A 13933-nucleotide genomic window follows, 5' to 3' on the forward strand; every position below is an offset into this window, starting at 1 on the left:
ACATTACTTTTGTTCCTCCAGATACCTAACCTTCTTTACATGAGCCAAAGCATACTCAATCTCACTTCTGGTACTGTCACCGATATAGCCTCCGACATTGATAACAAAGATCTCGTCAGACATATCAATCTTGCGCTTATGGATATCGTCCAGCATTTCCTTGGTCTTGGTAAGAGTACCTTCATCCATATTTTCCCAGACTTCGGAATCCCCTGAATGGCCAAACAATCCAACACTGATTACTATATTGCCTTCCAGCGTCAGCTTCTTCTGGGCTTCCATAAACTGATTTTTAAAACGTGTGCTCCCACACAGCGTAATTACCGGATATTTCCCCTGCATTCCCAACAAACCTCTTAATCACCAATACCTATTCCTTCGTTCTTCCTCTTCAATAAGCGCCTCAAGATATAGCTGCTGCAGTTCAGCCTTGCTTAAACTGTAAACATACTCTCTAAGCTCCTCATAGTGGCGCTGTTCTTCCTCTTCTTCCTCTTTTTCCCATTCCTCAACCTGCTTAAGGAAGTCTTCTGCCGCCTTTGGCTCCGCAGTGAAATAAAGAGCTATCATGTGCTTACAGATAACTCTCCTACCCTCAGCAAAAGGACATGTACACATAGATCTCCTCGGATGCTCCTTGTCTATGTGAACATGATAAAGCTGCTCACCCCGAACAGTTCCATCGTATGTATACGGACCTGTCTTCTCTACAGATTTCGTTTTCTTGGCATTGTAATAATCCATTCCACGCCATACTGAATTTCCACTGGCAAGTTCAATCAGCCCCATACAACACTCCCCTTATATATTCTTATTCATGGAGCATACGAGGCTCGAACTCGTGACCTCTTCCATGCCATGGAAGCGCGCTCCCAGCTGCGCCAATGCCCCTAATTTCCAACTTACTCTATTATATGCAAAAAAGCACTTCCATGCTATATGAGCCATGAAAGTGCATCTATGTTAAATCCCCTTTTATAAGCGGGTTGATGTTGGGAGGAAGGCCATCAACAATTTGGGATGACCTTTGTGTGTTATGAAAGTTTCTATGAAAAAGTGTTGTGTGTGGTTCAAGAAGTGCTGTGTTCTTCTTGATGTACTCATAATACAATTCGAAGCTTAAACGAGCCTTAATCACAACATTCTTTCAAGGACAGAAATGATAATATGAAGGTGTTACTATTCACAGATTAAATGAGAATACAGAATGAAGCTCACATTAGTGGGCTTTATTTTTATGTATGAAAAGATTAGAATTATCGTATTAAACAAATCGGCAGTTTATTATGGAGAAGGTTGCTTCTGCATCTATGGTATTTGGGGAAGTATAAATCAGAATACAGAGGATGCTGTATTTAAACGTTAGGGGTGGAATAAGGTGAAGAGGATAGCAATCCTTATTGGAAATGACAATTATGATAATCCAGATCAAAGATTAAAATGTGCGGTGAATGACGCTACGGCATTAGAGCAAAAACTCAAAGAAGTACAGTTTGATACATCATTATTTACTGATATTGGAAGATATGACTTAGCTAGTGAAATTACAGATTTTTCCAGAAAATTAGACAGTTATGATGTCGGATTATTCTTTTTTGCCGGGCATGGCTTTCAGGTTAAGGGAGAGAACTATATAGCATGTAAAGATACTCAATTTGAGGATGATATATCTATTTCACATACAGCCTATAAACTTCAAGAAATAATTGAGGATTTTGATAATAGCTCGCTAAAAATCAAAATACTGATTGTAGATGCTTGCCGTACAATGCCTAATAGCACTAGGGGAAGCAATAGCACTTTTGCACCAATAATGGCGCCTAAAGGAACAATTATAGCATTTGCTACCTCTCCAGGGCAGGGTGCCAAGGAAGATCCAGTTAGTGGACATGGATATTATACAAAAGCATTGCTCAAACACCTTTTAACTAAGAATATTTCTATTGAAGAAATGTTTAAAAGAGTGAGAAATACAGTATATATGGAGACCCAAGGTAAGCAAATTACATGGGAACATACTTCATTATTGGGGGATTTTTCGTTTAATGATTATAGCAGTGTCGATTCGGACATGGCATATAGCAAAATTGCTTTGGCAGATGCTGATTATGAACCTGTTAATCATGCAGTATGTTATGAAATGATTAAGATGGCATTGACGTATGATTTTAATGAGCAAAATCGAATACCATCTATGCTTGATAGAAATAAATTACAGGTAGTTAAGGAAGCACCGGATGATATTTTTGTATTGGGGAGGGTTCTGTATCAGGCCTCGCATAGGGCTTTTAATGTTCAGCATTATTTTGAACAATTACATGAAAAATTAACATCGTATCCAGCCGATATGGCTGAACATCTCTTAAATGGTATGGCTTATGAGATGTTTTTTGATGATTCTGGTAAGCTTCGACGAGTTTTTGATATGAATGCATTTTCTAAGAATGTTCTGGAAGAACTTTGGAGTGACAGGTTTAATAAATGTGGTAAATATATTTACTCTCAGTTAAAGGAGTACTCACAAAACATTATTTATTTTCCTGGGAAAAAATTAGACTTTGAAGTTTTCCTAAAGGAATATGAGGATCCTTATGCTGATTGTAAGGTATATCGAATATCAGAAATCTTTTTGGATGGAATCAACGTTATGTATAATTCAGACGGAACTGATTACTATTCCATAGATGATGATTATAGGTTTGGATATTCGGCATTAGGCTTAAATGAAGTTGAGACTAAGGTAATTGAGCGAGTTGCAGGCTCAAGAAGAGGCGTTAATATTCAGTTTGATATTGAAGATAAAGCAAAAGAAGATAATAAGATAAAGGTTTACTGGAGTGATGGCTTTAGACTATTGAAGTATATTGATTGAGATTAGAAAAAGCTATTTGAAGGAGATCTTAATATGGGATTGCTTTTTAAATCAAACCGTGATAAGGACATTGATTATGAACGCCTCAGAAATGACCTTATGGATGAGTATGGTGCTCAGATGGTGACATTTACCGGAGCGGTAGGGTATTCCGATATGTGTGATGCTCAGGAAGCATCTAATGAAGAACTTATTAAAATGGCGCAACGAGAGGGAATAAACATCGATAGATATAGAAAAGCTTGAATAAATGAATGAGGGGTCTGGATGCTCTAACTGCTCTAACTGTTGCGAACAATTGCTAACAGGATAGTTTACAAGAGTTTACAAGATAGTGACACACCTGTCATATTTCAACCGTTCGCAAAACACAGATTTATCGAATAGTATACAATTATATTGCGCTCAATGTCATATATATTATACTATCACAAACATAGAAAAGACGCAAGGCCTATGTCAGAACCATGCGTCAAAATTACTTCCTATAGTATTTATTTTGATCTCAGCATTTGAATTGTAGCTGTTCAGCTGAGCATTTTTATTTGAAGTCTGAATCTCAAATAGTTTGCTCTGGACGCTGCTTACTTGTTGCCTAAGTGCTGATGCCATGGATAAAGAGTTATTGTCGTTACCCTTAGAGAGCTCATTAGCACGACTGCTAAGAGACTGTACCTGCATCTGATATGTGCTTATTCCCTGTATTCCAACTGTTGTCATGATAATGATAATATGTACTCCTTGTTGAGATCATATTATCAGGGCAACCTAAAATATACTTAAACGGAAACCACTTCTTTAAAGAAAGATTTAATGCAATAATCACTTGGTGAGGACTCAGATATCTTTCATCAAAACGCGCATTTAATGGAAAGATATAGCGCCTGTGGATAATGTATTTGAAAGACTCTCATTTTTGATGGAATGTATGCCAAGACTGAAGTTCGTCAGATTTGGTACTAAATGAAGCGGGGAAATTTGGGGATTAGAAGGGGAGTTTTGGTACGTTTTGGGGATACGTTAGATTTGGTACATTTTTACTTTTTCCTTCAGTACCAAAATATTAGAGGGTGGAATATAATTCCACCCTCTGCAACAAATGTGTAGGCTTATTAGGAGTATCACCCACACAGATGAATACGACTATGTAACAGACAAGAAATATCTCTGTGGTAACACACCACCAGAAAATATCTAAAAACAAACCGATTCTATGGGTATTATGGTTCATTGAGACAATTACATCAATTAAATAAAAATAATAAATTTCTAAAATACACAGCTTTGGTAATTAATAATAATGTATTTCATTTTTTATCAGAGGATCATTCTAAGGAGCTAAAGTATTGATCCAACATATCGATGTTCTTTTTTATATCAATATTGGACGCATAGAATACGAAGTTATCACCTTGGTATGTAGTAACGTACAGATACTCTTCACCAGCTACTTTGACAAAATCTTCTTCGCGTAAGAAAAAATCGCCTTTAATTAATTCACATTTTGAAGCAAAAACATGTCCAACAAAAGAATCATCCCTTACGATTTTGCGTGTATGTCGATCACCAGCATCAAAAGGTTTCTTTGAAGTTTCTGTAGATGTATTATTAATCCTGTCTTCATATTTGAGCCATTTATCATAATATTCAAAATTATCTATCATAGCTATGAACGGTTCGTCTAAATCACAACTCCAGATGCCTCCTTCATACGGTGCAACATCACAAACATCAACTAATTCTGTAGTCTTCTTCAATATATATTTCCTAGGCACAGTCCTAGAAACATTTCTATTAGCTTCTCGATTCATTTCCATCGAAAACTCTATTAATGCTTCAATAATTCCCTTTTTCTTTGGCTCTTGTTGCGTTTCCTTATATTCTTCCAAAGTATATACATATGTCTTGTAACTGGGTTTAGCCTTAGACACGCCATATTCCTTTATATTACTCATCTTAATACGAGTATTGTCAATGGTGATGAACTTAGAATCAGATATTATTTTGACATTTTCTGCTTTTTCGCCCTTGTTGTTGCTGCCTACATCAAAACGGACTCTTATTCCAGTGACAATAGAATTAGTTCCATTCACGACATCACTAACATGGAAGAAAAAGTCCCTATCATCCGCTTTGATGAATCCAAATCCTCTGTCATCATAGTATTTTTTAATAATGCCATCCATGTATTTTACCTCATAAGTTTTTTATTCCTTTTTTATATGTAGAGCAGAATTATCATTCCACCCAGTTGCTTGTAATGCAAACTGACATTTTAAATTTTTAGTGTTTAGCTTATAAATTACGTCGCGAAAAATTAGTCTAAACGATAACTGTTGGTTCTTTTGTCGAAATAAACGTTCCGATACTTTCCTTCTCTTACAATTTCATTTGCGTAAAAGGCTTTAATTTCATCCATATCTCTCTGTATAGTGCGTTTACTAACACCAAAGTCGTCCGCAAGAGATTGAAGATTTATATTCTTACCTGTATTAAGATACTCATTAATACATAAAAGTCGTGCAGCCTTATCAGTTGATCTTATCATCATGAATACTCCTCATAGATCGATCTGAACTGTTGGTTTATCACCACAGCATGAAGTAAAGCTAACATTCATAATCCTAATTTGCTTCCTATATAGTCACAAAATGTTTTCCCTTCTGAAAAAAGTAAGTAACATGCAGCACCAATAGCCACAATTGGGAGTATATCTTCAGCGCAATCACTTACCTCGTTAAGAACTTCATTTACTAAATCAGGCACCTTAGTCTCGCCAACAGTTGTATACGTAGTCGTTGTTATCCCTAAATCGTTTGTATATTCTATACCAGTTACGGAATTATATTGTTCTATTACCATACTAATCTCCTTTCTCAACATACTGAATTTCAGATATCAGTTTTCTTCAGAACAATTATTGAAGGTTAAATAGTCTGCTATATACCAGCCTATGGCTTCAACAATCGTAGATGCTGTTATAGCATTTGTAATATTACCGGCGATAGGTATCCAACCAATCAATACCTGAGAGGCAGCTCTTCCCCCCAATGTGGCTAATTGGCTAAGAACCAACGACCATGCAGCACTTCTAGTAATTTCTTGACCAAGAACTTCGCCAATTGCTATAACCATGGCGATTTCTATACCGGAAAGGACCACATTATCAGCCATGGGGATTTGTGCTGACATTCCAGCGGATGCTGCGGCTGTCGCTGCTGCAGTATGAATAATAGCTGCGATTTTTGTGTCTTGTTCTTTTGTTCTACTCATAGTTTTTCTCCTTTTTTGAATCAACATTTATTGTTTGTTGAAATCAATTTATCAAATGCCTTTTTTATTTTGTAAATTTTTGATTTCCTGCAGAAAAAAAGCACCACCCAATTTGAGTGGTGCTTGTTGCATCATGCACTATCTTAATATCCCTAGCTTTTTCTTACACTGTAGAGTTCTTGGATGGTCATTACCAAAATGACTGGCTGTAAATCTGTATGCTTCATCGTAAAACTTTTTAGCCGTACTTTTATTTCCTAATTCTGATTCAACATCTCCCTGTAATACTATACAATAAGCCAAGTATTCATCTTTTAATTTTATTCTATCGTCAGTTTTAGATAGGATTTCTCTTGTTGATACAAGACCTTCTCTTGCCTCAGCCAGATATCCGGATCTGTAATGAAATGTATCCGTGCACAAAAAAAGAATCGCGTGGAATATACGCACCAAGGTTTCCCACTCAACAGTATCTATAATACCTATATAATCATTTAGGATGTTGGCAAAGTCTTGCATACGTGATAAGGCTTCACTCTGATCTCCACACCTACACAGTGACAATAAATACTTGGGCTGAGTATAGAAATAATCATCTGGAATCCGATTAAATGCTTTTATCTCGTCTTGCAATGCTTTATATTCAGACAAGGCATCTTCATATTGTTCTAAAGAAAAGTAACAATAGCCCTTAAGTTTATGAATGTCAGAGTATCTTATGTCCGCTTTCGATAACTTACAGCTTTCTATCCAATCATTCATAAACGTAATTGCATCACAAAATTTATTCAGACAGATCATACATATGATTTCGTCACGAAGAACATAAAACCGATTAACGGTATAGAAGGCAACACTAGCAGCTTCCCCAAGGCTATGGGGGTGCTCCTGGATCATATAGTCTTCTGGATAATAACTCTTTCTAAGTTCCATAGCAGCATCTATGCATTCATTATCCCATTCTCCCAGAGTATGGCTAAACGAATATCTTTCTATTATGAATGGTATTGTTTCTGCCATAATACAAAAAATGAGCTGCTTGTCAGACAAGCTCGATAATGGAATTGCTGAAGGATTCTCTATCGCTTTCTTTTTGTAAAATTCCTGTACTGCCACATCGTAAGGACCATGCTTGGTAATAACCTGGGTGTTCAGCCATGCGTAAGCCAACAAGTTCTCGCCATGTTCAGTTGCAAGCTTTTTATGGAACTCAAAATCCGAATCATCAAAAGGTAAATATAACGAGTAATTGCAAAATAATAAATATGCAATTTCACGCCAAAGCTCAAATTCTGCTTGATTAATATCCTCACTTTCAAAAATATTTGAAAGTGCATACTCTAAATAATCCAAATGATCAAGTGGATTACCGTATGTCTTATTGAACCAAAATGATGCAACCAAAAACTCCGCAATAGAATTACTCTTCAAGCCATAACTCATACAATGCTTTGCAAAAGATATTCTGATTCTAATTTTTTCTTCCTTCAAAACCTCATCTATAGTTGACTCAGAGAATAAGAAAACACTCTCTTTTAGTATATCCCCGAGATGCATCATAATATTATCATTGTCTTTTATTTCGGCGATTATTACTTGAGCTGACAAGGAATGGATGCGTACATTTAATTCGTTGTCCTCATCTACAAGTCCTAGTTCAATCAAATCATTTAAAACTCTCTTGCTATTCTGTCCAAGAATTTTCAGAATTACATGCTTGCTAACTCCTTCTGGTGGCATAAGAGAAAGAATTGCAAGGATTACTTTGCCTTCATATGAAAGCTGTTCAAGTCTAAGCATTTGACCAGTATACTTAAGAATCGTTTTTTCCTTATCTCCACATACTACCGTTTCATCAAGCTCAAATAGACCGTCTTTTAAGATTCGTTTTAACAGCGCATCTGGACAATAACCATTTTGCCTAGCATACTTTGCCAGCAATTTAATAATATAAGTATTTCGTTCTGCTTTGTTTACAATTGTTTCGACTGTTTGATAATCTTTTATATTGTCATCAAAGGCTACAAAATCTTTACAAAAGTAGACATAATATAAATTAATAAGATCATTTGTCGTTAACTCATCAATCTTAATTGCGCAAGAACACATATCTTCTGGTTGAAATCTAGCTGAGACAATGATATTTCCTGATATTTCTTGGAAATGTTCCCATGCCTCAACTTCATCTACGTTAGAATAATCGACTTGGAAATCGTCCAAAACGAACAAGCAAGTCTCTGTGCATAGTTCCTTTATTCTTTTAATCTTTCTACTGCAGAAAGCTGTTATCTCTTCGTCACCATGACGCGTAAACCCTTTTATTAAGCTTTCATTATTACTTATAGCCTCGATTATTCCATCAGAGCATGTAAGAAAAAAGACCTTGCTATAGTCGTCGTAGTAATCATAGATGTACTTATGAAGCGTTTCACTTTTTCCAATTCCAGCGGAGCCATAAACATACGTAACATGAGACTTCAAAGCTAAAGAACGAAGATTCTGAATCTCCTCAGATCTGCCAACTAATCCGTTTCTTTGATGTATTCCACGGCTATCTCCCTGCAATCCATTCCTGTCAGGATTAATCTCTTTAATCAATTCTCCTAAATCTGAAATAAAGTCTTCAACAGCGCCATACCTATTTTGGGAAGAAGACCGGATCGTAGAGTGTAATATTTTAGTTATCAAACTCATTGCTGCCTTTGTTAACTGCTCCCACTGATAAGCTTCTTTAAAGTTATATACAGAGAATGACCTATGTTCTTTATGCGTTGAATTGCGATTAAAAAGTGACCAAAACAAAAGCTCTCCTAATAAGTATATATCCGTCTGCTTTGTAATCATATTTGATAATGAACGAAGTTGTTCTGGAGCAGCCCATCTCTCGGAATAGTAAATAATATGCGAAGATTCTACATCCTCAATTCTAATCAGACTATCAAAATCAAAGAACATAGCGAACTCTGCTGTATCGGGAATGTGGAAAATATTATCCGGTTTAATATCAAGACATAAATATCCTGCAGCGTGGCACTTTTTTACATGCTCAGCAACCGACAGGCAAAATTGCATCCTTTCATATAAGCTCATATTTTCATTATGCAAATAAATATCGCCTTCGTATATTGCTACTGCAACGTACTTTGTTCCATTTTGTTCAAAGTCGTCATGAATTACGAATACTTTGTTATCTCTAGTGCGTAATGCTTTTTGAATTCTAATTGAGTTATTAAACCTTAAAAGTCCAGCCGCATAGTCTTCCTTGTCGTCTTCTTTACATGATATCCATCCAGTATCAAGATTTCTTGTCAAATTAAGATAACTAGGATAAAACTCTTTTACAATATATAATGAGTGATCTTTTAAACTCTCACACTTATACACAAGACATGATGAGCCATCTCCTATATGATCAACAATCCTATAACTATCCTTATCTCCCCGGAGTAGATAATCCACTGTCAAATATTGCCTCATTGTCTATCCTCTCGTAATAACGAAGCATCTCCATTGAATGCCAAAAACTCTCCAATTGGATCCTCTTGCAATGCACAAATTAATATAACTAAATCTAAAAGTGCTCTGGGATAAGTTTCTGGTAATCCCACTGAATATAAATCTGTGTCCAATTGTTCTTTAAAATCTCGGAAATTTCTAATGATTTGGTCCTCAATTTCTTCATCATCCCAAAACTCAGGATTGTTCTTCTCCAGTTCATGAGCCAGGAAGAATTCATGAAATGATAAAATAATGATTGCATTTCTTAATTTATTGTCAGTAACATCTTCGAGTTTTCCATTGACAATATTCTCAACATCTTTCTTGTAATCTTGTAAAAGATTACTCAGGTAGCTTTTGGGGAATACCTCCTTTGGCAACAATCTCTTTGAAGTTTCTACTTGATCAGACTCTGACTTGATTTCCCTATACCATTTAGGCCAATTAATTCCAGTAAGAGTTTCAATTTTCTGCGCAGAATTACCTTTCCTCTTTAATTCACTCATCTCTCTAATCATTCGAAGTTTAGAAAAATGAGATTCGACTTGTTCATAAAGCTCTTTTAGCAACTCAACTGCTCTGCGATACCGCTTCGTGTCGTCCAGAAAATTCTTTACAAAATCCAAAAAAACTTCATCGTCAGTAATCTTACTAAGGTCCACTTCAAAGCTATGCGTAGAGCTCTCTTGATCACAGCCAGAACAAAAATCATCATTAAGTATAGGTGCGTCTAATAATTCAAAAATATCAACAATAGATTTTCCATTATTTATTCCATAAAAAAACGTAACATCCGTCCTATCTCTGAAATTGAATGGGATGGTTAAAAAGTACTTAAGGCAAAATGACTTTATTTCATCAATACCCATATCCAAAGCCATGCATAGTGCATAGATATTTCTTTTATTCTTTCTAGCTTGTGTACTTGTTGGATCAGTATCTTTAATCCACCCTTTAACAACTTCTATGTAGCTCTTATCTTTACCATTGATATCAAGACCAATCTCCTTATAACGTTTACGTAGCTTCTCATATACACATTCTATTGTTTCTTCCTTATTGTCACATGGAAGAGCAATGTCTAATTTTCTACAAATACCGTCAAGAAGAAAATTATCATCAATACTAAGTTTTTTTATATACCACAGCAGGTCATTATAATCGTCGTCTAAACAGTGCATTGCACGCACGAATCTTGATTTTGTTCTATTATTATATTCAGTTACCTTCAGTTTTGATGAAATCATCCCAGCTAGTGCTTTGTCTTCCATTGGCACCTCCAACATGCAAATAAACACCTTTATTCATAAGCTCGATTAATACAATTATATCATTTGATATCCATAATCGAGTGTATTATTGTGCTTATATTCGTCCACGTTGGCTGAGTATATATTAATATTTTACCTGAAACTCTTATCTTCGTTAAAAAATCATTCTCTAAGAAATCCTATTAAAAGACACTATGTTATTTTTCAACATCCTAATATTCTGTATTTGAGATACTTTTTATGGGGGCAATAAGCTATTCAAGCTCTCGTACCATACACAATTTAATCTCAGGTTCCTGACCAACATATCTCCGTAAAGATTCCTCTATCTTTGACCAATATTTAGAATGGATTACATGCACACAAAAAATATCAGAACACTTTATCCCGACAACAATGTCTTTTTTTGTATGCAAATATAACTCTAAAGGTTCAATCCATGTATAGTAAGAAATATCAGTTAAATTCAATTCTTTTTTTATTTGCTTTTTTATGACTTTCCAATCATCATTTGTCAAAAACCAGCCATTACTCTTACTATTATTTTTCAAATAATCTATGCAGCTTTGAGTTTTTTTCGCGCCTTGAGTTCTTCCTTGATTATTGCCACGAGTCATATATCTTCGTTTATTTTTACAAGCCATATCATTATCCTTTACACTCCAAAATGACAGAAAAATCAGCCCTACTTTATAAATACATATTACAAGAAGGAAGCGACACTATTTGTCCATATAAAAAAATGGTATGACTTTTTATCACACCATTTTGTAAACCCAAAAGCAACTTTATCAATTATCCAAAAGTTTTTCTTCTAATTCACTAAAGTCTTGTTCTCGCTGCATGAAGTTTTGCAGCAATGTACCATTCTTGCGTTCAAAAGATTTCTGGGGATGCAAATAATACTCTTTTTTGATACACTCCTTCATAAAGGCCATGGAATTTTCAATTTCTATATTATAGTTCCGCATGTACTCATATGATTTCTTTACTTTATCAGAGTTATAATCAGCTGTCCTAAGGATTTCCTTAAGCTCACTAAGCTTAAAGTTTTCATGCATTATTTCATACAAATCGTCCAAAATATCATCTTCATTGAATTCTTCAGCAGTTACAGTTTCATCAGATAAGTCCCGCCTGTTGATAAAAAATCTGACTCCAACAACCCTTTTTCCGCTCTTTATTGATTCATAATCCATTTCTATGCAGGTTTTTCCATTAAGTTCTTCCTTGACTTTACTTAGGACACATCTATTAAACACCTTGTATTCCTTATATCGGTTGTCCACCTTTTTCCCCATTGCATCAACCAACGTACCTATCCTTTCATAATCAGGATATTCTTTCTCAAGCTCGGCCTTTATTTCCTTATTACCACCAGTTGTAATGATTCCTAATTCAAGCTTCAGTTCAACAAGAGAGTATTCTATTACGCAACAAACAATAGTCTTTTTTATGGCCTTCTGATAATCATACGCAGATTTAAAAATCTCATACATTCTAAGCGAATAAATGCTCTTAAGGCTAAGTGTTTCAGAAAGACTTAGTGTAGTATAGCCCTTTTTCAGATTTGTAATCTTATCTGTAAGGAAGTTGTTATATCTCAGCGTAAGTGTTCCATCCTTGAAATAAGCATCTGTTACCACTTGATGTGCTTCAATCTTCCCTTTCTCTTTATCTTTGAAAAGAAGCTGCCATTGAAAGATGGTTGAGCCTTTCATCTGCTGGTCGCATAGTTCTTCTATATGTTGGTACAAAGATCCCGAAGTGGAATTAAATAGCTTTCTGAGTTGAGACCCTCGTATTGTTGCCACAACATTGTTGGTCTCATCTATATGCATGTTGAGCATTCCTACTGCAAAAAGTTTTTGACTAAGGGCAGTGCCTATTCCCATTGCATTAATAAGTTCATTTGACTTCTTATAGTCCTTGCTCCTAACTATAAGTTCGTTACGGTCTTCTGCTTTCATTGCAGCATTTCCTCCAACAACATTTTTGGTTTCACTCACTTTTTTTACCCTTTTTAGCAAGTTTTTTTTCTTTACGAATATCCGGTCCAGTCAGCCTTAGTAACTTATAATTTCCAGTAATTCTTGAAAAAATCCTGTCAGAATAAATACTCTGCAGTCCTTCAAGCGAATAATTCGTGGTTATGATTGTCGACTTTTTCCGATTACCTCGCTCTTCAAGTAGAGAAAAAAGTTCTTTTGCTACGAAGCTTCCCATAATCTCAGTTCCAAGATCATCAACTACAAGAAGATCGCATTCGTACAAGTCATCGTATACTGTCCTTAACCATGCTTTATTTTTAAAGTCAAATGCGTACTCTGATATCAGCTCAAAAAGGCCAATTGAACTGAAATAAATAACTGAATTACCTTTCTTTAAAAGCTCATCTGCAATACAAATAGACATAAAGCTTTTACCCGTGCCAACTGTGCCAAAAAAGAAAAGGTTCTGATAATCAATGTTAAATGAAGCTATAAACTCTTCCGCAGCCTTCTTTGCGCCTTTAAATCTAGTAAGATCTTCGCCCTTATAATATGAATCAGTCATGTTTTCAAAATTACATTCTTTAGTCATGGCCCGGAGATTGGATTTATCATATAGAGTCTCTATAATTTTCTGCTTAAAACAATGGCATTTTTCATTTCCTATATAACCTGTGTCCTTGCAGTCTTTGCACACATATCCAATTTCCAAAAAGTCGGATGCATAACCTGCATCCTTTAAAAGCTTCTCTTTTTGAGCTGCTAAATCATTTAACTTCGACGCTAAAAGACCTTTATCCAGGCTCTCTCCAGATATGATACGTTTTCCAAACTCCACACTTGCAGAAGCAGTTTGTTCTTCAAGTTTCTTATACTCAGGGATGGTATCGTATATTCTTTGCAATCTATTTTCTCGTTCCCGCCTATGGCGAATATGCAAAGCTTCATACTGTTGCATAATGCTATTGTATTGGTTATTTGTAAGAGGCATTTTTACTCCTTCGAAAATAGTTTTTTGCCATTATTCT

Annotated in this window: 14 protein-coding genes and 1 tRNA gene; 2 read left to right on the top strand and 13 right to left on the bottom strand. The window is 35.4% G+C overall.

The genetic code is table 11. From position 1 onward, the window contains the following. Window positions 1–3: 3 nt before the first annotated feature. From BPR_RS18925 to BPR_RS18935, 3 genes are all read right to left on the bottom strand, one after another. Complete coding sequence (locus BPR_RS18925; RefSeq protein ID WP_013283120.1) at window positions 4–342, bottom strand: hypothetical protein; 339 nt, start codon at window positions 340–342, stop codon at window positions 4–6. An 18-nt stretch (window positions 343–360) separates the two neighbouring features. Then, a complete protein-coding gene (locus BPR_RS18930; protein WP_013283121.1) occupies window positions 361–789 on the bottom strand; it encodes an SWIM zinc finger family protein in 429 nt (142 codons plus the stop codon). A gap of 29 nt (window positions 790–818) precedes the next feature. Next, window positions 819–891, bottom strand: a tRNA-Ala gene (locus BPR_RS18935). 487 nt (window positions 892–1378) lie between these two features. Between BPR_RS18935 and BPR_RS18940 the strand changes: the two genes are divergently transcribed. After that, window positions 1379–2872, top strand: coding sequence for a caspase family protein (locus BPR_RS18940; RefSeq protein WP_013283122.1), 1494 nt, complete (start codon window positions 1379–1381; stop codon window positions 2870–2872). A gap of 33 nt (window positions 2873–2905) precedes the next feature. Beyond that, window positions 2906–3118, top strand: a complete 213-nt coding sequence (locus BPR_RS18945; protein WP_013283123.1) for a hypothetical protein — start codon at window positions 2906–2908, stop codon at window positions 3116–3118. A gap of 213 nt (window positions 3119–3331) precedes the next feature. Here the strand turns inward: BPR_RS18945 and BPR_RS18950 are convergent, their stop codons facing one another. From BPR_RS18950 to BPR_RS18995, 10 genes are all read right to left on the bottom strand, one after another. Next, on the bottom strand, window positions 3332–3592 hold the full coding sequence (locus BPR_RS18950) for a hypothetical protein (RefSeq protein ID WP_013283124.1): 261 nt from the start codon (window positions 3590–3592) through the stop codon (window positions 3332–3334). Window positions 3593–4197: 605 nt separating this feature from the next. Beyond that, the gene (locus BPR_RS20215) at window positions 4198–5058 is read right to left on the bottom strand and encodes a cold-shock protein (protein ID WP_013283125.1); all 861 of its coding nucleotides are present in this window, start codon (window positions 5056–5058) and stop codon (window positions 4198–4200) included. A gap of 131 nt (window positions 5059–5189) precedes the next feature. After that, entirely contained in the window at window positions 5190–5423 is a 234-nt protein-coding gene (locus BPR_RS18960) for an HTH domain-containing protein (protein WP_013283126.1), read from the bottom strand. Window positions 5424–5488: 65 nt separating this feature from the next. After that, the gene (locus BPR_RS18965) at window positions 5489–5734 is read right to left on the bottom strand and encodes a hypothetical protein (protein ID WP_042258763.1); all 246 of its coding nucleotides are present in this window, start codon (window positions 5732–5734) and stop codon (window positions 5489–5491) included. A 36-nt stretch (window positions 5735–5770) separates the two neighbouring features. Further along, the gene (locus tag BPR_RS18970) at window positions 5771–6145 is read right to left on the bottom strand and encodes a hypothetical protein (protein ID WP_042258764.1); all 375 of its coding nucleotides are present in this window, start codon (window positions 6143–6145) and stop codon (window positions 5771–5773) included. A 138-nt stretch (window positions 6146–6283) separates the two neighbouring features. Next, a complete protein-coding gene (locus tag BPR_RS18975) occupies window positions 6284–9604 on the bottom strand; it encodes a protein kinase domain-containing protein (protein WP_242662283.1) in 3321 nt (1106 codons plus the stop codon). A 14-nt stretch (window positions 9605–9618) separates the two neighbouring features. After that, complete coding sequence (locus BPR_RS18980) at window positions 9619–10914, bottom strand: hypothetical protein (protein WP_013283130.1); 1296 nt, start codon at window positions 10912–10914, stop codon at window positions 9619–9621. A gap of 254 nt (window positions 10915–11168) precedes the next feature. Further along, window positions 11169–11558: a hypothetical protein gene (locus BPR_RS18985; RefSeq protein WP_013283131.1), complete on the bottom strand. Its 390-nt coding sequence runs from the start codon at window positions 11556–11558 to the stop codon at window positions 11169–11171. A 147-nt stretch (window positions 11559–11705) separates the two neighbouring features. Next, on the bottom strand, window positions 11706–12923 hold the full coding sequence (locus BPR_RS18990; RefSeq protein ID WP_042258766.1) for a replication initiation protein: 1218 nt from the start codon (window positions 12921–12923) through the stop codon (window positions 11706–11708). After that, the gene (locus tag BPR_RS18995) at window positions 12916–13896 is read right to left on the bottom strand and encodes an ATP-binding protein (protein WP_013283133.1); all 981 of its coding nucleotides are present in this window, start codon (window positions 13894–13896) and stop codon (window positions 12916–12918) included. The genes BPR_RS18990 and BPR_RS18995 overlap by 8 nt, the downstream gene beginning before the upstream one ends. Window positions 13897–13933 lie beyond the last annotated feature (37 nt).

The organism is Butyrivibrio proteoclasticus B316, assembly GCF_000145035.1.
GTDB classification, from domain to species: domain Bacteria; phylum Bacillota; class Clostridia; order Lachnospirales; family Lachnospiraceae; genus Butyrivibrio; species Butyrivibrio proteoclasticus.

Excerpts from the sequence above, each read along its gene's own strand:
- BPR_RS18985 (WP_013283131.1), bottom strand. The coding sequence starts at position 11,558 with ATGGCTTGTAAAAATAAACGAAGATATATGACTCGTGGCAATAATCAA.
- BPR_RS20215 (WP_013283125.1), bottom strand. The coding sequence starts at position 5,058 with ATGGATGGCATTATTAAAAAATACTATGATGACAGAGGATTTGGATTC.
- BPR_RS18945 (WP_013283123.1), top strand. The coding sequence starts at position 2,906 with ATGGGATTGCTTTTTAAATCAAACCGTGATAAGGACATTGATTATGAA.
- BPR_RS18960 (WP_013283126.1), bottom strand. The coding sequence starts at position 5,423 with ATGATGATAAGATCAACTGATAAGGCTGCACGACTTTTATGTATTAAT.
- BPR_RS18970 (WP_042258764.1), bottom strand. The coding sequence starts at position 6,145 with ATGAGTAGAACAAAAGAACAAGACACAAAAATCGCAGCTATTATTCAT.
- BPR_RS18925 (WP_013283120.1), bottom strand. The coding sequence starts at position 342 with ATGCAGGGGAAATATCCGGTAATTACGCTGTGTGGGAGCACACGTTTT.
- BPR_RS18995 (WP_013283133.1), bottom strand. The coding sequence starts at position 13,896 with ATGCCTCTTACAAATAACCAATACAATAGCATTATGCAACAGTATGAA.
- BPR_RS18980 (WP_013283130.1), bottom strand. The coding sequence starts at position 10,914 with ATGGAAGACAAAGCACTAGCTGGGATGATTTCATCAAAACTGAAGGTA.
- BPR_RS18930 (WP_013283121.1), bottom strand. The coding sequence starts at position 789 with ATGGGGCTGATTGAACTTGCCAGTGGAAATTCAGTATGGCGTGGAATG.
- BPR_RS18965 (WP_042258763.1), bottom strand. The coding sequence starts at position 5,734 with ATGGTAATAGAACAATATAATTCCGTAACTGGTATAGAATATACAAAC.
- BPR_RS18950 (WP_013283124.1), bottom strand. The coding sequence starts at position 3,592 with ATGACAACAGTTGGAATACAGGGAATAAGCACATATCAGATGCAGGTA.